This is a genomic window from Andreesenia angusta (genome assembly GCF_001855385.1).
Classification (GTDB): domain Bacteria; phylum Bacillota; class Clostridia; order Tissierellales; family Gottschalkiaceae; genus Andreesenia; species Andreesenia angusta.
The window spans coordinates 55281-76714 of sequence record NZ_MKIE01000004.1 but is presented as its reverse complement, the minus strand read 5'-3'; the positions used below and the strand labels follow the sequence as shown (position 1 = coordinate 76714).

The window sequence follows — 21434 nt, the reverse complement described above, 5'->3', positions numbered from 1 at the left end:
AATTAGATTTAGATAGGGTGTTTTTAAATTATGGAAACTGTAGAAAAAGATATTTTTGACGAGTTTTTTGAGAACAGAGATTCTCTTATAGTGGACTACAGAGACGGAGTGATAAGCAAGAAAGAGTTTTTAAAGAAAAATTTCAACTATGTCAAGAAATCTGAAGTAAAGCCATTCTTCGAGATAAACAGCTATGAAAAGGGAATTTATAACTATCAGTACTATAACTCCATAGCCAAGTACTACAAGATGATGGCGTCGGAGATAAAGGGTGGCGGAAAGAGCTACAGCAAGAAGAGATACTATGTGGAAAAGACAAATCAGTATTATCACAAGAAAGACAATACCGTGCTGAAACTGTTGGAACACCTCAATTTTCAAAATACTGAGGCATACTACATCGAAGTGAACTCTCCTTTCTTGAAAGACAAGCTGTATGAAATAGTCTTGAACGACTACGAATTCGCCGTGTTTCACTCCAAGAGCAAATGGCTGCTGATGGAGCTTGAAAAGGCCAAGATATTCAAGAACGAGACGAGAAAGTCTGTGATAGACGAGTATATAAACGAAAAATACTGGGACGAATAGAAAAAATCCGGCATCTGCCGGATTTTTAATTTTGTCTAGCTATAGTTTTGATCAAATCCTCGTCTTTTATATCAGCGTCAACTTCATAAGTTCCCGATCTAAAAGCTGTGTCGAGCTCCATCTCTCTTGACTTTTGAAGGAAAGTCACCTTGTCTTCGATAAGCCCTTTTTCAAACAGTATATTTGCGACTGTAGGTGGAAGCGAGCCTTCCGGTATTTCAAAAGTGATTTTTTCAGGTGCAGCTGGCTCTTTTTCAGGGCTGTCTGCAGCGCTGTCTTTATCTGCATCCTCTTTATTGTCTGAGTTCTTGTCTACGTCTTCTTCTACGGCTGCTTTGTTGCTGTCAGTTTTATCTGTGTTTTTGGCAAAAAGGACGTCAAGCCTCCAAGTTATGACCACGAAGACAACCAGCACTATGGCTACTATTAGAACGTAGTCGGTTGCATCGTACAGAAAGTCCTTTACCTTTTCACTGAATTTACTCATTTATTTCGCCTCCAGTTCGTTGTACAGATAAATGATACCACAAGATAGACGCAAGTTTCAACTTTTTTAGATACTGGAGTTATGATATGCTATAATTGAGTCTAGAGACATAAAAGGAAGGTTGAAGATTTTGAAAGAGATAAAGGTTGGAAAAAACGAAAGCGAACAGAGGATAGACAGGTTTTTAAAAAAATACATGGCCAATGCTACAAAGGGCTATATATACAAGATGCTCCGCAAGAAGAGGATAAAACTAAACGGCAAGAGGGCAAACCCGGAGGACATGATATCAGAGGGCGACATAGTGACTATGTACCTTGCAGACGAGACTATAGATAAGTTCAAGCGAGATGAAAAAGAGGTCCTAGAGAATGTGAAGCTTGACATAATCTACGAAGACGAGAACATCATAATGATAGACAAGCCCAAAGGCGTGCTTTCACACAGCGCCGAAGGAGACTACAAGGAAGAGAACATAGTCAGCCAGCTGGTGAGCTATCTCTACCACAAGGGAGAATACGTGCCTAGGCTAGAGAAGGCTTTTACACCGTCCATATGCAACAGGCTCGACAGAAACACAAGCGGCATCTTGATAGGGGCTAAAAACTACGAGACGCTGAAGTGCGTGAACGAAGCTATAAAAAATAGGAAGATAGACAAGTTCTATAGGTGCATAGTTGTTGGAAGAGTGGACCGGGAAATGGAGCTGAGGGACTACCTAGAAAAAGACGAGTCTCGAAACATGGTTTCAGTCAGCAGAGGGCCTGGGGATAGCAAGAAAGAGATAGTCACGGTCATAAGGCCGGTGAAGTCGAACGGCAGGTACAGCCTTCTAGAGGTGGAGCTTATAACTGGAAGGACGCATCAGATAAGGGCGCACCTTGCCTCAAAGGGGAACCCGATAATAGGGGACAGAAAGTACGGCAACAGCGAGGAAAACAAGAAGCTCAGGCAGAGGTACGGGCTGGACAGCCAGTATCTGCACGCATACAGGCTTAGGCTAGATGGACTCTCTGGAAGTTTAGAGTATCTAAATGGAAAGGAGTTCGTATCTGAGCTTAAGGGAAATATGAAGAGAATAGAGGAGGAACTTCTGATATGAAGAGATTTAAAGCTTTGGCAGCAATAGCTTTGACGACCGGAGTACTGCTTTCAGGATGTGCAGGAGGCACCGTGAACGAGATAATAGGGGGCGAGGAAAGCCCTGTAGAGGAAAACGGTGGCGAGGAAGACGAGGAAAACTCAGACGACGGCGAAGAAAACAATGACGAAGAGGAAGACGAAAGCGAAGACTAGAAAGGGGATCGATTTTATGAAAAGACTGGCGGCATTGGTGATAGGGCTTCTGACTTTGGGAGCGGTACTTTCAGGCTGTTCGGGAAGCGAGGAGAAAGGCACTGGAAAAGCTGAAGAGAGCGTAGTTGCAGATAGCTCCGAAGAAAGCTCTGAAGAGAAAGCGGAGAGCGCAGAGCCTGAAGAAACTAAAGAAACTGAAGACGGACAAGCAGAAGCGGAGAAGCCTATAAAGGTATATGTTCCAAATCAGGATGCCACGGCTCTTGTAGAGGTTCCAGTGGAAGAAAATGCAGACAAAAATCCAGAAGAGATAGTCATAGACAAGCTTAAAGAGCAGGAAACTGGAAATCAAGAGTACAGAAAAGCCATAAGGGAAGATATAGTGGTTCACAGCGTGACTGTAGAAGGCGATATGGCCATCGTAGACATCTCAAGTGAAAACCTGATGGGATCTGGAATGGAGGAGAGCTTCCTGATAGACTCTGTAGTCATGTCGCTCACTGCTCTAGACGGAATAGAGAGGGTTCAGTTTCTTGTAGATGGAGAGAAAAGGGACTCGCTTATGGGGCATATTGAAATAGGATATCCGTTGACTGCGGAAGACGTGGGAAACAATGTAGATAATTAAAAAGAGGAGATCAATCGATCTCCTCTTTTTAATTGCTTATTTAATTTAAAAACTAAAAACTTAAGTTGTCTCGCTTCAAGCTTATGTTGAGCACTAGTCCTATGGCGATCATATTTGTAAGCTGAAAAGTACCACCGTAGCTAAGGAAAGGAAGAGGTATACCTGTAACAGGCATTATCCCCATGGTCATGCCTATGTTCTCCACTATATGCACGAACATCATGGCTGCAACTCCTACAACTATAAGAGATCCGAACATATCCCTAGAACTCTTAGAGATTATCACAAGCCTGTATAGCAGCAGAAACATAAGCCCTATGACCACTAGACCTATAAGGAGGCCGAACTCCTCCCCTATAACTGCGAATATAAAGTCTGTGTGTTTCTCAGGCAGAAAGCCGTACTGTGTTTGGTTTCCGTTTAAGAAGCCCATGCCGAAAATCTTTCCAGAGCCTATGGCTATCTTGGACTGAAGAACCTGATATCCAGAACCTTGAGAGTCCCTTGAAGGGTCTAGCAAGTTGAGTATCCTGTTCTTCTGATAATCGCCTAGAGAAAGCCAGAGCAGAGGCGAACTCAGCACAAGCGCCCCTATCGACACCAGAAAGTACTTGAGGTCGAGTCCCGCTATAAACAGCATAACGCCTGTGAAGAAAACGTAGACCATGGCTGTTCCGAAGTCGGGCTGAAGCAGTATCAAAAAGATAGGCAACCCAGCAAATGCCACTATCTTCAAAAAAACTAGAGGTTCGCTCAATCTGTACTGATTGACCTCTATCAGCTTCGCGATAGATACTATGACACCTATCTTAACTATCTCGGCTGGCTGGAATCCTACAGGACCTATTCTGACCCAGCTTTCGCCACCCCACTCCTCTCCGCCTGTACCGAAGAAAAAAGTAAGAGACAGCAGCACTATGGAGACGACGTATATTGGGATGTAGAATTTGCCCAGTATCTCATAGTCTATTTTCATTATCAGAAAAACAGCTAAAAGCCCCAGAATTGTAGATACAAGCTGAGTCCTTATATAGGGAAGACTTCCCGAACTGTTAGACGCAGTTGCGGAACCTATGGCTATTATTCCGAATATAGAGAGCAAGATGACAGTGAAAAAAAGAGTCGAGTCAAATTGCTTAAAAAACCTTTTTTTTCTATTTTCCATTTATTAAACCTCGTTTCTTTCGTCTTTTAAGATAGAAATATTATAACATACAGTTCAACGTGAAAGGTATAGCTTTTATGACAACTAAGGGTTTGGTGAGGGCGGTGTTTTGGAGTATAATGGTATATAGGACCAAAGGAGTGTGTGCAATTTGAGGATAGAAGACAAGATAAGAGCGGAGGCGGAGCGCATTGGGATAGACGATTTGGGGATCGCCCGAGGCTACGACAGAATGCGGATACTGGACATTCTTGCAGAGAGAAGGCGAATAGGCTGGGAGCTCGAGTTTGAGCACAGCGATATAGAGGACAGGACAAGGCCGGAAAAACTGCTTGAAGACTACAGCTCCATAATAGCCGTAGCTGTTTCATACAATCTAAAGAGAGCTTCTGGCAGGGACAGTGGCGGAATACTGCGTGGTGTGATGTCTGTGTCAGCAGTTGGAGAAGACTACCACAGAGTGGTCAGGGAAAAGGCCGAAAAGCTCATGGAGAGCATAGTGGCGGAACACCCTTCAAAATACTATATAGGAGTCGACACATCTCCGTTGCTCGACAGGGAAATAGCGGCCGCGGCTGGGATAGGCTTTTTTGGAAAAAACACCAGCATAATAAACCCGGAGCTAGGATCTCGCATTTTTCTGGGCTATATCTTGACTACGCTTGAGCTTGAGTGTGGAACAAAGCTGGAAGACGGATGCGGAAGCTGCGAGATATGCGTGAAGGCCTGCCCGACAAATGCGATTCAGGGCGACTACACCATGAATCCCAGGCGCTGCATAGCCTATCTAACTCAGACAAAGCTGAAGATACCTTTTGAGCTGAGAGAGAAGATGGGATTTAAAATCTACGGCTGCGACGTATGCCAAAACGCCTGCCCTAAAAACAAAAAAGCCAAGCATTGCAGAGCTGAAAACTTCATGTCAGCTGAAGGCCTAGGGCTTGAGCACTCTACTAGAGTGGATATTCAAAAGCTTCTGTCCATGACAAACAGGGAGTTCAAAGAGACATACGGCAAGACATCGTCGGGCTGGAGAGGCAAAAACATACTCAAGCGAAATGCCATAATAGCGCTTGGAAATTCAGGGGACAGAAGCTATGTCGAGGTTATAAGACCACTATTAAAGGATCAGAGCAAAATTATAAAAGAGTACGCCCTATGGTCTCTTATGAAGCTGGACTTTGAGGGCACAGCAAATTATATAGAGGAAAACAGAGAGCTTTTGGACAAGGAGCTTGAAGGTGAATACAGGGATATACACAACTATTTAGAAGAGAGGTAATGCATATGATGGACAAAAAACAGGTGAAAAAGGTGCTGGAGATACTACACCAGAACTACCCGGATGCGGAGTGCGAGCTAAACTACAGCACGCCATTTGAGCTTATGGTGGCGACTATACTTTCGGCGCAGTGCACCGATGTGAGGGTGAACAAAGTTACAGCAGAGCTCTTCAAAGAGTACAACAAGCCGGAGGACTACTTAAGCTTGAGTGAGTCGGAGCTGGGCGAGAAGATAAGGAGCACAGGTTTCTACAGGAACAAGAGTAGACATATACTAGAGAGCGCCAGGATACTCTACAACGAGTATGGTTCCGAACTTCCGCAGACAAGGGAAGAGCTTATGAAGCTTCCAGGAGTCGGAAGGAAGACTGCAAATGTGATACTCAGCAATGCCTTTAAGAAAAACGCCATAGCTGTAGATACACATGTGTTCAGGGTCTCAAACAGAATAGGCATAGTCAATGAAAGCGATGTGTTTAAGACAGAGCTCTCCCTTATGGAGCAGATAGACGAGTCAAGCTGGAGCCTTTCGCACAATCTCCTTGTACTTCACGGGAGAAGGGTCTGCAAAGCCAGAAACCCGCTTTGCGAAGAATGTGATGTAAAAAAATACTGCTTGTATTATAATGGAACTGTATAGAATGTAGAAGAGGGATGTGAGACTTACGATATGAATGGAGAATATGTTTTTTCGCTCGACATAGGGACTAGGACTGTGATAGGGTTAGTTGGGAAGTACGAAGACGGAGTCCTGAAGATACTTGGAAGCGATAAGCTTGAGCACAGGAAAAGGGCCATGTATGACGGCCAGATACACGACATAAACAGCGTTGCAGAAATCGCCAGCCAGGTCAAGAGTTCGCTAGAGGAGAAGACTGGAATAGAGCTCAAGCATGTTTCCATAGCGGCTGCGGGACGTTCCCTAAAGACTGTGAAGTCCAAGGTCACAGTCCCTACAGACATATCCAAAGAGATAGAGAAGAGGGACATAAAGAGCGCAGAGCTTGAAGCCATACAGGTGGCGCAGAAAACCTTAGACGAAGACAGTCAAGACAAGAACAAGTACCACTGCGTGGGTTACTCTGTGATAAAGAGCTATTTAGACGATGTGCTGATAGAGAATCTAGAAGGGCATAGAGGCGACAATATAACTCTTGAACTTATTGCCACGTTTCTGCCATATACAGTCATGAACAGCCTCTACTCGGTGATGGACAGAATAGGGCTAGAAGTTGAAAATATAACGCTAGAGCCTATAGCGGCTATGGAAGTGGCCATAAAGCAGAATCTAAGGCTTCTCAACTTGGCTCTTGTGGATGTGGGGGCAGGGACTTCGGACATAGCCATAACTAGAGAGGGAACTGTTTTTTCATACGACATGGTCCCCATAGCTGGAGACGAGATAACAGAGGCTATAATCAACAAATACCTGCTCGACTACGACGAGGCTGAAAAACTTAAGCTGAAGCTAAGAGGGGAAGAGACTATAAGCTACAGTGACATAATGGGGATAGGTTATCAAAAAGAGAAATCCGAGATACTAGAAGACATAAGAGACAGCATAGAGACGCTTGCAGATGAAATAGCCAGCAGGATACTCAGCATAAACGGCAAATCCCCATCAGCCGTATTTCTAATCGGTGGAGGGGCTCAAGTTCCCAATCTAGATATCTATATAGCTGAAAAGCTGGAACTGCCGAAGGAAAGGGTCGCAGTCAGGGACACAAGCATAATAGATGACATAGAGGGGATAGACGAAAATCTGAAACACTCAGACGGGATAACTCCGATAGGTATAGCCGTGAACTCTGCCAAGAGCAGCTACAAGAACTTCATAGAGGTAAGCGTGAACTGCCAGAATGTGAAGATGTTCAACTCTGGATCGCCTAAGATACTGGACCTTATGTTTACAATAGGGTATAATCCGAGAAATCTTGTCCCAGAGAGAGGCAAGTCTGTAAGCTACTATCTAAACGGAGTAAAGCAGACTGCGCTTGGAGAGCCGGGAGAAAATGCCGAGATATATTCAGACGGCAAGCCTGTAGATATGGAGCATGTGCTGAAGGACAAAGAGCAGGTCATAATAAAAGAAGCCACAAGAGGCACTGACAAAGTGTTGAAGCTTTCAGAGGCCGTAGACCTTGAAAAGCATATAGTGCTAAACGGAGATAAAATGCCGCTTTTAAAGTCGGTATCTTTAAACGGGGAGACAAAGCATGGAGACTGCGAAATAAAGGATGGTGACAGTATATCGTTTGAAAGGCTGAACACTGTTTTGGAGTTGGCATTGGAGCTGGGGCTTTCAGCTGAAAAGTGCGAGTTTTACAACGAGGATGGGATACTGAGCCTTGACCATGAATTCGTGTCTGGCGAGAGTGTATTTTACGACATAAAGCGAGAAACTTTTGACGATAGCGATGTGATAGAGGAGATTGCCGAGGAGAACATCGTGCAAGATGGCAAACAAGAGGATGGAAAGAGCGTGAGCATAGTCTTAAACGGCAATCAAAAAACTATAGCTCACGGTAGAGAGAGCTTTAAGTTTGTGGACATATTCGAATATATAGACTTCGACACTTCAAGGCCCAAGGGAAGCTTGAATCTCAAGTTAAATGGACAAAATGCCGAGTATCTCAAAGATATAAAAAATGGAGACGTGGTTGAGATATACTGGGGGAGTGCTGATGAAGAGGGGGGAGGAAATGAGGACAAGAGTTGAAAGAGCCAAGCGAAGAAGGCAGAAGGCGCTTCGAACTATGGCTATTGTGATTATCCTATCTACAATAACTCTTTCGGCCACGGGATATATATATGCAAGTAAGCTGCTTGAAAAAGAAGTTATATACGATGGAGTATCTATAGGCGGAATCGATGTGGGAAACATGACAAAAGAGCAGGCCAAAGCAGAGCTAGAGGAGCTGTACAGCCGACCGCTGTCGGAGAAAAAGCTTGTGCTGAGATACGATGACTACATGAAAGAAATAAGCTACAGCGACATAGGCGCCGAGTACGACTACGACGAAGCAGTGGAAAAAGCCTTTGAAATAGGCAGGAGCGACGGCTTCTTCGGGAATCTGGGAAGCGTGTTGAAGGCGAAAAGTGGAGATTTTGAACTCTCCATGACTATGAAGACAGATAGAGGGCGCATAGACAAGATACTTCAGAGCGTAAAGTCAGAGCTGGACAGAGATCCGGTTGATGCCACTATAGATGCGTCTTCAGGAGAAATAGCCGTGGTGGAAGAGCAAAACGGGCAGACTGTGGACATAAAGCTGCTGGACAAGAAGGTAAAAGAGGGCTTGGGGTCGGAAGCGGAGGTTGAAATACCTGTGAAACTGGAGCAACCAAAGATAAAGTCTGAAGAGCTTAGGGAGATAAAGAGTCAGATAGGTCATTACTCTACTAGCTTTTCCTCTAGCGACGCTGGAAGAAACCACAACATACTGCTTTCTTCGGAGTCTATAGATGGAAAGATAATCATGCCTGGAGAGATATTTTCGTTTAACGATTCTACAGGCCTTAGAGACAGGGCGAACGGCTACAAGGAGTCTATAATAATAGTCAACAAAAAGCCTGTTCCAGGAGTAGGAGGAGGAGTCTGCCAGACTTCGAGCACGCTTTACAACGCCATAGCCAACACAGGCTTGGAAGTGGTGGAAAGACACAACCACTCTCTGCCAGTTGGCTACGTACCTAGAGGTATGGATGCGACTGTTTCTGACAACACGCTTGACTTTAGATTCAGAAACAGCTTTGACTATCCGGTATTCATAAAATCAGACATAGTTGGAAATACAGTACAGGTAAGGATATACGGAAAATAGACTATACAAATGTTGAAAGGTGATAAGATGTGCATATACAAGAAAAAACTAGAGTGTCCTGTCTGCAAGTCTAAGTTTGAGACTACGAAAGTGAAAAGCTCCAAGCTGAGAGTGGAAACGATGGATACAGATTTATTCAAGAGATTTAAAGACGTAGAAGAGCATCCCATAAAGTACGAGGTGATAATGTGCCCTAACTGCGGATACTCCGCTATAGAAAAACATTTTGAAAACATAAGCAAAAGAGGAATAGCAATTATAAAAGAAAATATCATGTATAAATGGATAAAACAGGATTATACAGACGTGAGAGATAAACAGGATGCAATCAAAGCGTATAAATTTGCTCTTTACGAGGCCGAACTTATGAAGAAGTCCAAGGTGGAGCTAGGTGGCATATGTCTTAGAATGGCGTGGGTTAATAGGCTCTACGGGGATATCGAAAACGAGTACAAGTATCTGGACATGACACTCAAGCTCTACGACAAGGCCTATATGGAAGAAGACCTGATGAAAGAGGGAGCAGATGAAATAACCATAGGCTATCTTATCGGAGACATAAACGAAAGGCTTGGGAATAAAAAAGAGGCCTTGAGGTGGATGAACAAGATAGTGTTCGACAGAAGCATAAGCCAGAACAGAACTATAGAGAAGTTGGCTCGTGAAAAAATAGAGACACTTAAGTCGGAAGATGTCGAGCAGGAAGATGAGCTTCAAGCGCAGGCAAACTAAAGAAGGATTCAATGAGAATCCTTCTTTTACTTTAGAATACTTTAGAAAAATAGGAGGAATACAGATGAACATAGTACTTTTTCAGCCAGAGATACCCCAGAACACCGGGAATATAGCCAGGACTTGTGCGGCAACAGGAAGCAGACTACACCTTATAAAGCCACTGGGCTTCTCGATAGACGAAAAGGCTGTAAAGCGGGCAGGGCTTGACTACTGGGAGCTGCTAGACATAAATGTCTACGAGAGCGCAGAGGAGTTTTTTGAAAAAAATGCAGACGGGGTGTTTTACTTTTCAAGCACCAAGGCTCAAAAAAACTACACAGACTTCAGCTTTCAAGACGACAGCTACATCGTGTTTGGGAGAGAGACTTCAGGCCTTCCAGACTGGATAATGGAGAAGTACAGCGAAAGGCTTATGAGGATACCTATGGTCGACGTCGAAAAGGCCAGATCCCTAAATCTTTCAAACGCAGTCGCCATAGTGGTTTACGAAGCGCTTAGGCAAGTTGGATTTAAAGACTTAAGGTGATATGTTAAAAAACTTAAGAAACTTAACATGGATTTAACAAAGAGAATATTCTTTTATATTATTATGTTAAATGTTGCGATAAGCATATTTTATCAACACGAATTAGAGGAGGAGAGAAATGGAAATAGCTATAGGAGTTATAGGAGGACTGGGATTGTTCCTTTATGGGATGAATCTGATGGGAGCAGGACTTCAGAAATCAGCGGGAGAAAAGCTTAAAAGGCTGATAGAAGTACTCACTAGCAACAGATTCATGGCAGTCCTAGTAGGTGGAGCCGTTACTATGGTAATACAGAGCAGTTCCGCTACAACTGTAATGATGGTTGGATTTGTAAATGCAGGGCTGATGAACTTACGTCAGGCCGTAGGAGTATTGATGGGGGCGAACATAGGTACGACCGTGACAGCCCAGCTGATCGCTTTCAAGCTTTCAGATGTTGCACCGCTTATAATAGGAATAGGTGTTGCAATGTGGCTTTTTGCCTCCAAGAAAAAGACGAAAGACATAGCTGAAATACTTATAGGATTCGGTATACTCTTCATAGGTATGGACACAATGTCAGGCGCTCTAAAGCCGCTCAGCAAGTCAGAGGCTTTCAAGTCGCTGCTAAGCGGACTAGACAACCCTGTGGTTGGAATACTGGTCGGATTTGGAATAACTACTATACTTCAGAGCAGCAGTGCTTCGATAGGGCTTTTACTTGCGATTTCGAGCCAGGGACTGCTTACGATAGAGATGGCCCTTCCGATTCTGTTCGGAGACAATATAGGGACTACTACAACAGCTATGCTCTCAAGTATAGGGGCCAGCAGAGCTGCCAAGCAGGCTGCGTTTATGCACTTGCTTTTCAATCTGATTGGAACAATTATATTCATGGTAGTGCTCAGGAAACCTGTGCAGACTTTGGTCTACAACATATCGCCAAACTCTGTGGAGAGACAGATAGCAAATGCGCACACATTCTTCAATCTAATAAATGTGGTAATACAGTTCCCGTTTGCAGGGCTTCTAGTTAAGGCCGCAGAGACCTTTATAAAAGGCGGGAAAGAGGAAGAGCAGCTGCTCAAGTATATAGACGACAGGATACTTGAGACACCTTCTGTAGCAGTAGGACAGGCTTCAAAAGAAGTGCTCAGGATGGGCAAGATGGTGCTTGAAAATCTCGACAGATCACTGGAATCATTCTATAAGAAAGATGAGAAGCTCACACAGGAAGTCTTTGAGAACGAGAGAAGGATAAACGAACTTGAAGCTGAAATAACCAAGTTCCTTGTAAACCTAGGCGGGCTTACGCTTACTAACAAGGAGCACAAGACAGTTACAACATTGTTCCATGCCATAAACGACATAGAGAGAATAGGCGACCATGCGGACAATATAGCGGAGCAGACTCAGTACAGGATAGACAACAACCTATGGTTCAGCGAAGGCGCCATAGATGAGCTCAAGCTGATGTTCGACAAGACACTAGATCTTTACAAGAACACACTGACTGCCTTTAAGCTTGCAGATATGAATCTAGCTAAAGAGGTAATAATAAGAGAAGACGAAATAGACAGACTTGAGAAGAAGTACAGAGCAAGCCATATAGAGAGGCTGAATGCACAGGAGTGCCAGCCAAGCTCAGGTATAGTTTACCTGGACATAATAAGCAACCTAGAGAGAGTGGGAGATCACTCGTCTAACATGGCTCAGTATATAATAGACGCTCTAGAAGAAGAGAGCGCTTAAGCAAAAAAGAACGTAATTCAGAGCGAGGTTTGAGGTTCAGACCTCGCTTTTTCACGCCGTTTTTCAATCACAAAACATGCATCAAGTCAAGGTGGAAATTGTACAAAATAAAATAACGACAATATAGAAAAAAGATATGAAAAACTATTGTGTATAGATAAATTATATATTATAATGAATTCAAGAAGATATTGATTTTTTATTAACGAAATAATCTTCAACTGGATGAAGAATGCGGGAGAGCCCACTAGGTGGCACCGAAGGAGCAAATCATGGTTTTGCCGATCATGATATAAACTCTCAGGTAAAAGGACCGTGTTTGGACAGTACTCTGGAAAGCCTAATGGCACCGAAGGAGCAATCTACTTTAGAGAAACTCTCAGGTAAAAGCAACAGAGTAAAGGCAGATGTCTTTACTCTGTTTTTTTGTCGCTAAGCGACTTTAAAAGTCAAAAGGAAGTGAATGTGTGAAGGAACTTATAGTTACAAATAATCCCTTAGTTAATGAAAAATTTAACGCAGTCATGGATGTTGAGTATAGAGAAGTAGATTTTCTGGGAATACTGGAAGTTATGAGAGACAGGATTCACAGCGGGCATAAACTCCTGACACATCCTCTTTCAAGTAGCTTGAAGCCGAATGAGACGCCTTACAAGAGCGCTATACTCAGTGCAAAAAGCTTTGGAAGCGTGGACTTTGAATCACTATCTATAATAGAGAGCAGCATAGAGTCGACTAAGAAGTTTCAAAGAGACAAGAAGACCCCAAACTGGAGTCCAAACTGTCTAGAGGACTTTCAAGTCATAGACAGCTCGGTTATAGAACAGGCGGTAGACATGAAAAAGCATATGTAGCACATTTGACGCTTCTATTAAGAATAAATGCTTTGGAATTGGGTATAAATTGAATGTGAAAAGTGATTATTCTAGGAGTGGTTTAAATGGATAAAATATATGATGTAGTAATTATTGGGGCGGGGCCGGCAGGGCTTTCAGCAGGGCTTTACGCTTCAAGAGCAAAACTGGATACGCTGGTCATAGAGAAGGAAAGACCAGGGGGCCTGATAACAGGCACTGAAGATGTGGCAAACTACCCAGGATCTATAAAGGAAGCCTCAGGGATGACTCTCACAGAGAGGATGCTGGAGCAGGCCTTGGAGTTTGGGTCGGAGCTGACTACAGACAACATAACAGATGTGGACTTTGATTCAGACATAAAAGTTCTGAGGGGAGAAAAAGGTGAGTACAAGGCTAGAGCAGTTATAGTCGCTACCGGAGCTTACCCTAGGCTTATAGGATGTCCTGGAGAAGTGGAGTTCACAGGGAGAGGCGTTTCCTACTGCGCAACTTGCGATGGAGATTTCTTCACTGGACTGGAAGTATATGTAGTGGGCGGCGGGGATGCCGCGGTGGAAGAGGCGATACATCTGACTAAGTTTGCTAGAAAAGTAACGATAATTCACAGGAGAGACAGCTTAAGAGCAGCTAAGTCGATCCAGGACAAGGCTTTCAAAAATCCTAAGATAGACTTCGTATGGAATTCAGAGGTCGTTGAAATCAAGGGTGAAGGTGTAGTGAATGCCATGGTCATAAGGAATATCGAGACAGGTGAAGAGACAGAGATATCGGCTTCAGAAGAGGACATGACTTTTGGAATATTCGTATTCGTAGGATATATCCCAAATACAGAACTCTTCAAAGGAAAGCTTGAGATGGACAGAGACTATATAGTCGCAGATTCCGGAATGAAGACAAGTGCAGATGGAGTCTATGTGGCTGGAGACTGTAGAGTTACACCGCTGAGGCAGGTCATAACGGCCGCCGCAGATGGAGCGATAGCCGCAGTTCAGGCGGACAAGTATATAGAGTCAAAGTTCAACTCATAGATGGGATATTTACTCACGGGTCTAGAAGACTTGACCCCTGAGATAATATATAAATTTTACAAAAAATAAAATTTCTAAATACTAAGAGGAGGTGAAGTACATGCGCCTAGAAATAGGTAATATCTTTATAAAAGATGTACAGTTTGGTGCAGAAACTAAAGTAGAAAATGGAGTTCTTTACGTTAACAAGGAAGAGCTTATAGCTGAGGTGTCTGGCGATGAAAACCTAGCTAGCGTAGACGTAGATCTAGCTAGACCAGGAGAGAGCGTTAGAATAACTCCAGTTAAGGACGTAATAGAGCCAAGAACTAAGGTTGAAGGACCAGGAGGACTGTTCCCAGGAGTTCTATCTAAGGTAGAAACTGTTGGATCAGGAAGAACGCATGTATTAAAAGGTGCTGCAGTGGTTACTACAGGAAAGGTTGTAGCTTTCCAAGAGGGTATAATAGACATGACAGGACCAGGAGCTGATTACACTCCATTTTCAAAGACAAACAACGTTGTCTTAATAATGGAGCCAGTTGAAGGATTGAAGCAACATGAGCATGAGAAGGCCCTAAGAATGGCTGGACTTAAGGCAGCTGCTTACCTAGGAAAAGCTGGTAAAGAGGTTGCTGCAGATGAGGTTAACTCATTCGAGACTCTACCAATACTAGAGAGCGTTGCTAAGTACCCAGAACTACCTAAGGTAGCTTATGTACAAATGCTTCAGACTCAAGGTCTAATGCATGACACTTATGTTTACGGAGTAGATGCTAAGCAGATAATACCGACTATAATAAACCCAACTGAGATAATGGATGGAGCTATAATAAGCGGTAACTGTGTTTCTGCATGTGACAAAAACACAACTTATCATCACCTAAACAACCCAGTTATACAAGACATGTTTGCTAAGCATGGTAAAGAGATCAACTTCGTTGGAATGATAATAACTAACGAGAACGTATACCTTGCTGACAAAGAGAGATCTTCAAACTGGACAGCTAGACTTACTGAGTATCTTGGACTAGACGGAGCTATCGTTTCTCAAGAGGGATTCGGAAATCCAGATACAGACCTTATAATGAACTGCAAGAAGATAGAGCAAAAGGGTGTTAAGACAGTTATAATAACTGACGAGTACGCTGGAAGAGACGGAGCTTCTCAATCACTAGCTGACGCTGACCCACTTGCAAATGCAGTTGTTACTGGTGGAAATGCAAACGAAGTTATAGAGCTTCCTAAGCTAGACAGAGTAATAGGATACCTAGATCCAGTAGACATAATAGCTGGTGGATTCGACGGAAGTCTTAAGGCTGACGGAAGTATAACAGTTGAGCTTCAAGCTATAACAGGAGCTACAAATGAGATGGGCTTCAACAAGTTAACAGCTAGAGGATTCTAATTAGTATAGAAAATAGATTAAAATAAAAATAAAAAAATATGAAAGGAAGTGTCGACATGGGATTATTCGATAACAGTAAAGTAATAATCATAGGCGATAGAGACGGAATCCCAGGACCAGCGGTTGAAGAATGTCTTAAATCAACTGGTGCTGAAGTAGTATTCTCGTCAACAGAATGTTTTGTCTGAACGGCTGCAGGATCAATGGACTTAGAAAACCAACAGAGGGTAAAAGATTTAACTGAGAAGCACGGTGCTGAAAACGTAGTAGTTATAGTAGGAGCTGCAGAAGCAGAATCTGCTGCACTAGCTGCTGAAACAGTTACAAACGGAGACCCAACTTTCGCAGGTCCATTAACAGGAGTTCAGTTAGGACTCAGAGTATTCCACGCAGTAGAGCCAGAATTCAAGTCAGAAGTAGACGAAGACGTTTACGAAGACCAAGTAGGAATGATGGAGATGGTACTAGAAGTAGACGAAATAATCGAAGCAATGAAAGAAATAAGAGAAGAGTTCACAAAGTTCTAATTTTGGAGAACGAACCCAAAAATAAGAGAGGGGGGAAATAAATGAGTAAGATAAAAGTTGTGCAATATATCAACCAGTTCTTCGCAGGTATAGGTGGAGAGGAAAAAGCTGATATAGCTCCTGAGGTCAGAGAAGAAATAATAGGACCAGGACTGGCTTTCACACAAAGCTTAAAAGACGAAGTTGAAATAGTTGCAACTGTAATTTGTGGTGACTCATTTTTTAATGAAAATATAGAAGAAGCTAAGGCTACTATACTAGAGATGGTAAAGAAATACAATCCAGATCTATTCATAGCAGGACCAGCTTTCAATGCAGGTAGATACGGGGTTGCTTGTGGTGCTATCACAGCAGCTGTACAAAAAGAGCTAGGAATCCCAGCGCTTACAGGAATGTATATAGAGAACCCAGGAGCAGACATGTTCAAGAAAGAAGCTTATATAGTTTCTACTAAGAACAGTGCCGCTGGAATGAGAGATGCTGTTAAGAAAATGTCAGCTCTTGCTCTTAAGATGGTAAAGGGTGAAGAAATAGGAACTCCAGCTGAAGACAACTATATCCCTAGAGGAATCAGAAAGAATCTTTTCGCTGAAAAGAGAGGATCTGAGAGAGCTGTAGATATGATTGTCAAGAAACTTAAGGGAGAGGCTTTTGAGACTGAGTTCCCAATGCCAGACTTCGACAGAGTTGAGCCAGGAGCTGCTATAAAAGACCTTTCTAAGGCTAAAATAGCTATAGTTACTTCTGGAGGAATCGTTCCTGCAGGAAACCCTGACAGAATAGAGTCTTCTAGTGCATCTAAGTACGGTAAGTACGACATAGATGGAATAGACGATCTAGTTGAAGGTGAATTCGAAACAGCTCACGGTGGACATGACCCAGTTTATGCCAACCAAGACGCTGACAGAGTTATACCTGTAGACGTTCTAAGAAACATGGAGAAAGAAGGAAAGATAGGATCTCTTCACAGATATTTCTACTCAACAACAGGAAACGGAACTGCTGTTGCAAGTTCTAAAGCTTTCGCAGCTGAAATAGCTAAAGAGCTTATAGCTGATGGAGTAGACGCAGTTATCTTAACTTCTACTTGAGGTACTTGTACACGTTGCGGTGCAACAATGGTAAAAGAAATAGAGAAAACTGGAATACCTGTAGTTCATATCTGTACAGTGGTACCTATATCACTTACAGTTGGAGCTAACAGAATAGTACCAGCTATAGCAATACCTCATCCACTTGGAAATCCTAACTTAACTATGGAAGAAGAGTACGAGTTAAGAAAGAAAATAGTTGAGAAGGCTCTTGAGGCTCTTACAACTGAAGTAGATGGACAAACAGTATTCGAAGACTAATTGCTTTGAAGGCTAATTAATGGTAAGATAAAACGGGTGATGTATACATCACCCTTTTTATAAATAAAGCCGTTTTAAAAATTTCGGAGGTGAATTGAAATATGTCATACCCAGTTATTAAAGGTGCAGGATATGTACTTGTACATACTCCAGACATGATAATCCACAATGGAACAACTCAAACATCAGAGAGAATAATGAACCCTGAGTCAGAGTATCTAAAAGCAGTGCCAAATAATATACGTTCATACGAGGAAGTAGTTAGCTACCCACCAAACCAGACTTATATAGGGGGTATAACTCCAGAAGAGCTAAACGCCAACTACGAAATGCCTTGGGCTGGAAAGTCAGTTGAAGGTGCTGAGAGATTCGCAAAGTACGGAGAGATAATGCCACAAGCTGAGTTCATAGGACTTATGCAGGCATCTGACGCTTTCGACCTAGTTAAGCTAGAGTCTGCTTTTGCAGCAGAGGCGAAAGCACAGCTAGAGGCTCATCCACTAGTTACAGAATATATAACTTCTAAGATAAAAGAAGGAGAAGAGCTTTCTGTAATAGAAGACCTTATAGCAAACCACCACGCTGAAGCACTTTACCATGATGGCAAAGTAGTTGGATGCGTTAAGAGAGCACACGAGATAGACGTAAACCTAAACGCTCACGTTATATTCGAGAACCTAGTTGTAAAGGCTTCTGGAATACTTTCTATGCTAAACCTTATAGCTAAGAACAACATAGACGCTACTGAAATAGAGTACGTTATAGAGTGTTCAGAGGAAGCTTGTGGAGACATGAACCAGAGAGGTGGAGGAAACTTCGCTAAGGCCATAGCGGAAGCTACTGGATGTATAAACGCTACAGGTTCAGACACAAGAGGATTCTGTGCAGCACCTACACATGCACTTATAGAGGCAGCTGCCCTAGTAAAGTCAGGTGTATACAAGAATGTTGCAATAGTAGCTGGAGGAGCTTCAGCTAAGCTTGGAATGAACGGTAAAGATCACCTTAAGAAAGAACTTCCTATACTAGAGGACGTACTAGGCGGATTCGCTGTACTAGTTAGCGAAAACGACGGAGTAAACCCAATCCTTAGAACTGACCTAGTTGGAAGACATACAGTTGCTACAGGTTCTTCGCCACAGGCAGTTATAACTTCACTTATAACAGCGCCACTTGACAAAGGAAACCTTAAGATAACTGATATAGACAAGTACTCTGTAGAGATGCAGAACCCAGATATAACTAAGCCAGCAGGAGCAGGAGACGTTCCAGCAGCTAACTACAAGATGATAGCAGCTCTTGGAGTTAAGAGAGGCGAGCTTCAAAAAGCTGACGTGGCTACTTTCGGATCTAAGCACGGTCTTCCAGGATGGGCACCTACTCAAGGGCATATACCATCAGGAGTTCCTTACATCGGATTCTGTAGAGACGCTATGCTAAACGACGAAATAAAGAGAGCCATGATAGTTGGAAAGGGAAGTCTGTTCCTAGGACGTATGACTAACCTATTCGACGGAGTTTCTATAGTTATCGAGAAGAACGACGGTAAAGTAGGAGCTGATCAAGGAGTATCAGAAGAAGAAGTGAAAAAACTAGTAGCAGAAGCAATGAGAGATTTTGCATCACATCTATTAGGAAATTAGAGGTGATTTAAATGTCAGAAAATGTTAAGAATATGATAGGAAAGGTGTTTAGCGATATAGCAGACGCTATAGAGACTGGAGCATTTGGAGAGAGAGTAAGAGTTGGAGTTACACTTCTAGGAAGTGAGCACGGAGTAGACAATACACTTAAAGGTGCTGAACTGGCTCAGAAAAACAATCCTAATATCGAAGTTATCGCTATAGGACCTAAAGTAGATACAGAACTGACAGTATATGAAGCCAATACTGAAGACGAGCAGCACAGCGTTATGGAGAGCCTTCTTTCAAGCGGAGAGATCTCAAGTGTTGTGACTATGCACTACAACTTCCCTATAGGAGTTTCTACAGTAGGTAGAGTTATAACTCCAGCAGGCGGAAAAGAGATGTTCATAGCTACAACTACAGGTACTTCATCAGCTCACAGAGTTGAGGGTATGATAAGAAATGCTGTTCACGGAATCATAACTGCAAAAGCTATGGGTATAGCTAAGCCTACAGTTGGAATACTGAATGTAGACGGAGCTAGACAGGTAGAAAGAGCACTAAACGAACTTAAAGAAAACGGATATGGAATAGAGTTCGCTGAGTCTATGAGATCAGACGGAGGATGCGTGATGAGAGGAAATGACCTTCTCACTGCTACACCTGACGTAATGGTTACAGACTCGCTTACAGGAAATATCCTTATGAAGATGTTCTCTTCTTACACTACAGGTGGAAGCATAGAGGCTATGGGATACGGATACGGACCTGGAATCGGCCAGGGATACGACAAGACTGTGCTTATAGTTTCAAGAGCTTCAGGAGCTACAGTAATAGCCAACGCTATACAGTATGCTGGAGACCTTGTAAGAGGAAAGGTGAGCAAGATAAGCGAAGCTGAGTTTGATGCTGTTCAAAAGGCTAAACTTTGCGACGTGACTGCTGCCCTTACAAAGAAAGACAGCAAGAAGCCAGCTGAAGAAGAAGCAGAAGTAGTTGCACCTGAGGCGGAAGTAGTTACAGGATCGATTTCAGGAGTAGACATAATGGATCTAGAGGACGCTGTTCAAGCTCTTTGGAAAAATGGAATCTACGCTGAGAGCGGTATGGGATGTACAGGTCCTATCGTAATGGTAAACGAAGCCAAAGTTGAAAAAGCTACAGAAGTTCTTTCTAAAGAAGGATACGTTCAGTAGAAGTTTAAATCATATAAAAGAAACCTTTATTATTACAAAAATGATAAAGGTTTCTTTTTTTATTTAAAGTTAGCAATTGGTTTAGTAGGGTATAAGGTTATTAAATACATAAAAAAAGGAGGAGTAAAGATGTTACTTAAAAAGGCATTGGCACTATCTATTTCAGGACTGCTTGCGCTTGGGGCTGTAGGGTGCTCCGGCGGAGGAGATGAAGGCGGCGAAAGCGGTGAGAAATCCATAAGAGTTGCTATGGTTACTGACGTAGGAGGAGTGAACGACCAGTCCTTCAACCAATCGGCTTGGGAAGGGCTCCAGAAGGCTGAGAAGGACTTTGGTATAGGGGCTTCTTATGTAGAGTCTACTCAGGACGCAGACTATGTCCCGAATTTAGAGACTCTTCTCGATTCAAACAACGAGCTTATCTGGGGGATAGGATACAAGCTTTCAGAGGCCATAAAGACTTCGGCGGAGAACAATCCTGATCAGAAGTACGCCATAGTCGACTACTCTTATGGTGAGGAGACACCTGAAAACGTAGTTGGAGTTGTGTTCAAGGCAGAGCAGCCGTCTTTCCTAGTTGGATATATAGCTGCTAGCATGACAGAGACAGACAAGGTAGGTTTCGTAGGCGGGATAGCTGGAGACGTAATCGATGGCTTTGAATACGGATATAGAGCAGGCGTGGCTTATGCAAACAAAGAGCTAGGGAAGAATGTGGAAGTGCTGGTTCAATATGCGGAGGCTTTCGACAATCCAGCCAAAGGTAAAGCCATAGCTAACTCAATGTACCAGCAAGGTGCAGACATAGTGTTCCATGCATCAGGAGGAACTGGAGACGGTGTAATAGAGGCGGCTAAAGAGCAGAACAAGTATGCCATAGGTGTGGACAGAGACCAGAACTACCTAGCTCCTGAAAACGTCATAACTTCAGCGATGAAGAGAGTCGACATGGGAGTTTACAATCTCGTAGAAGAGCTTAAAGACGGGAAGTTCGAAGGTGGAAGCACTAAAGTATACGGACTAGAGGAAGGCGCTGTAGACATAGCACCTACTTCATCAGACAATGTGCCTAAAGAGATACTAGATAAAGTAGACGGTATAAAGGAAAAAATAGTAGCTGGAGAAATAGAAGTGCCTCTAAACAAAGAGACATTTGAAGCTTATACAGAGACACTTAAGTAAATGACGATTTAGCCTG

General features: G+C 43.1%; 21 protein-coding genes and 2 riboswitches. Of the genes, 19 read left to right on the top strand and 2 right to left on the bottom strand.

The window, feature by feature from the left end:
- The first annotated feature begins 30 nt into the window (after nucleotides 1-30).
- Nucleotides 31-588 (top strand): DUF6648 family protein, encoded by a 558-nt coding sequence (locus EUAN_RS06415; protein ID WP_071062888.1) that lies wholly within the window; start codon nucleotides 31-33, stop codon nucleotides 586-588.
- A 25-nt stretch (nucleotides 589-613) separates the two neighbouring features.
- Here EUAN_RS06415 and EUAN_RS06410 read toward each other — a convergent pair whose 3' ends face one another.
- On the bottom strand, nucleotides 614-1075 hold the full coding sequence (locus tag EUAN_RS06410) for an MltG/YceG/YrrL family protein (RefSeq protein WP_071062886.1): 462 nt from the start codon (nucleotides 1073-1075) through the stop codon (nucleotides 614-616).
- A 130-nt stretch (nucleotides 1076-1205) separates the two neighbouring features.
- On the opposite strand from EUAN_RS06410, the gene EUAN_RS06405 reads away from it, so the two are divergent.
- From EUAN_RS06405 to EUAN_RS06395, 3 genes are read left to right on the top strand one after another with little or no spacing between them, the layout of a single operon-like run.
- Nucleotides 1206-2177 (top strand): RluA family pseudouridine synthase, encoded by a 972-nt coding sequence (locus tag EUAN_RS06405; protein ID WP_071062884.1) that lies wholly within the window; start codon nucleotides 1206-1208, stop codon nucleotides 2175-2177.
- Entirely contained in the window at nucleotides 2174-2371 is a 198-nt protein-coding gene (locus EUAN_RS06400; RefSeq protein WP_071062882.1) for a hypothetical protein, read from the top strand. The genes EUAN_RS06405 and EUAN_RS06400 overlap by 4 nt, the downstream gene beginning before the upstream one ends.
- Before the next feature lie 16 nt (nucleotides 2372-2387).
- Nucleotides 2388-2999 carry a GerMN domain-containing protein gene (locus EUAN_RS06395; RefSeq protein ID WP_071062880.1) on the top strand — a complete coding sequence of 204 codons (612 nt, stop codon included), beginning with the start codon at nucleotides 2388-2390 and terminating at the stop codon, nucleotides 2997-2999.
- 52 nt (nucleotides 3000-3051) lie between these two features.
- On the opposite strand, the gene rodA is transcribed toward EUAN_RS06395, so the two are convergent.
- Nucleotides 3052-4164 (bottom strand): rod shape-determining protein RodA, encoded by a 1113-nt coding sequence (rodA, locus tag EUAN_RS06390; protein ID WP_071062878.1) that lies wholly within the window; start codon nucleotides 4162-4164, stop codon nucleotides 3052-3054.
- A 151-nt stretch (nucleotides 4165-4315) separates the two neighbouring features.
- Between rodA and queG the strand changes: the two genes are divergently transcribed.
- The 15 genes from queG (at nucleotide 4316) to EUAN_RS06310 (ending at nucleotide 21418) form a co-directional block, all read left to right on the top strand.
- Nucleotides 4316-5446, top strand: coding sequence for a tRNA epoxyqueuosine(34) reductase QueG (gene queG / locus EUAN_RS06385; RefSeq protein ID WP_071062877.1), 1131 nt, complete (start codon nucleotides 4316-4318; stop codon nucleotides 5444-5446).
- Between the two features lie 8 nt (nucleotides 5447-5454).
- Entirely contained in the window at nucleotides 5455-6087 is a 633-nt protein-coding gene (gene nth, locus EUAN_RS06380; protein WP_211266305.1) for an endonuclease III, read from the top strand.
- 30 nt (nucleotides 6088-6117) lie between these two features.
- The gene (locus EUAN_RS06375; RefSeq protein ID WP_071062873.1) at nucleotides 6118-8166 is read left to right on the top strand and encodes a cell division protein FtsA; all 2049 of its coding nucleotides are present in this window, start codon (nucleotides 6118-6120) and stop codon (nucleotides 8164-8166) included.
- A complete protein-coding gene (locus EUAN_RS06370) occupies nucleotides 8150-9271 on the top strand; it encodes a VanW family protein (protein ID WP_169817355.1) in 1122 nt (373 codons plus the stop codon). Before EUAN_RS06375 ends, EUAN_RS06370 begins: the two co-directional genes overlap by 17 nt.
- A gap of 9 nt (nucleotides 9272-9280) precedes the next feature.
- Complete coding sequence (locus EUAN_RS06365; RefSeq protein ID WP_071062871.1) at nucleotides 9281-10003, top strand: DUF2225 domain-containing protein; 723 nt, start codon at nucleotides 9281-9283, stop codon at nucleotides 10001-10003.
- Between the two features lie 64 nt (nucleotides 10004-10067).
- Nucleotides 10068-10532 carry a tRNA (uridine(34)/cytosine(34)/5-carboxymethylaminomethyluridine(34)-2'-O)-methyltransferase TrmL gene (trmL, locus tag EUAN_RS06360; protein WP_211266300.1) on the top strand — a complete coding sequence of 155 codons (465 nt, stop codon included), beginning with the start codon at nucleotides 10068-10070 and terminating at the stop codon, nucleotides 10530-10532.
- A 118-nt stretch (nucleotides 10533-10650) separates the two neighbouring features.
- On the top strand, nucleotides 10651-12264 hold the full coding sequence (locus EUAN_RS06355; RefSeq protein WP_071062869.1) for a Na/Pi cotransporter family protein: 1614 nt from the start codon (nucleotides 10651-10653) through the stop codon (nucleotides 12262-12264).
- Nucleotides 12265-12489: 225 nt separating this feature from the next.
- Nucleotides 12490-12590: riboswitch (glycine riboswitch) on the top strand.
- A 1-nt stretch (nucleotide 12591) separates the two neighbouring features.
- A riboswitch (glycine riboswitch) is annotated at nucleotides 12592-12664 on the top strand.
- Nucleotides 12665-12731: 67 nt separating this feature from the next.
- On the top strand, nucleotides 12732-13118 hold the full coding sequence (locus EUAN_RS06350) for a GrdX family protein (RefSeq protein ID WP_071062867.1): 387 nt from the start codon (nucleotides 12732-12734) through the stop codon (nucleotides 13116-13118).
- 86 nt (nucleotides 13119-13204) lie between these two features.
- Nucleotides 13205-14149 carry a thioredoxin-disulfide reductase gene (gene trxB / locus EUAN_RS06345; RefSeq protein ID WP_071062865.1) on the top strand — a complete coding sequence of 315 codons (945 nt, stop codon included), beginning with the start codon at nucleotides 13205-13207 and terminating at the stop codon, nucleotides 14147-14149.
- 100 nt (nucleotides 14150-14249) lie between these two features.
- Nucleotides 14250-15536, top strand: a complete 1287-nt coding sequence (locus EUAN_RS06340; RefSeq protein ID WP_071062863.1) for a glycine/sarcosine/betaine reductase component B subunit — start codon at nucleotides 14250-14252, stop codon at nucleotides 15534-15536.
- 56 nt (nucleotides 15537-15592) lie between these two features.
- Nucleotides 15593-16063 carry a glycine/sarcosine/betaine reductase complex selenoprotein A gene (gene grdA / locus EUAN_RS06335; protein WP_084655796.1) on the top strand — a complete coding sequence of 157 codons (471 nt, stop codon included), beginning with the start codon at nucleotides 15593-15595 and terminating at the stop codon, nucleotides 16061-16063.
- A 41-nt stretch (nucleotides 16064-16104) separates the two neighbouring features.
- Nucleotides 16105-17415, top strand: coding sequence for a glycine reductase complex selenoprotein B (grdB, locus tag EUAN_RS06330; RefSeq protein WP_084655794.1), 1311 nt, complete (start codon nucleotides 16105-16107; stop codon nucleotides 17413-17415).
- 101 nt (nucleotides 17416-17516) lie between these two features.
- The gene (gene grdC / locus EUAN_RS06320) at nucleotides 17517-19058 is read left to right on the top strand and encodes a glycine/sarcosine/betaine reductase complex component C subunit beta (protein WP_071062855.1); all 1542 of its coding nucleotides are present in this window, start codon (nucleotides 17517-17519) and stop codon (nucleotides 19056-19058) included.
- Nucleotides 19059-19069: 11 nt separating this feature from the next.
- Nucleotides 19070-20236, top strand: coding sequence for a glycine/sarcosine/betaine reductase complex component C subunit alpha (gene grdD, locus EUAN_RS06315; protein WP_071062852.1), 1167 nt, complete (start codon nucleotides 19070-19072; stop codon nucleotides 20234-20236).
- Between the two features lie 129 nt (nucleotides 20237-20365).
- Nucleotides 20366-21418, top strand: coding sequence for a BMP family lipoprotein (locus tag EUAN_RS06310; RefSeq protein WP_071062850.1), 1053 nt, complete (start codon nucleotides 20366-20368; stop codon nucleotides 21416-21418).
- Nucleotides 21419-21434: the final 16 nt, after the last annotated feature.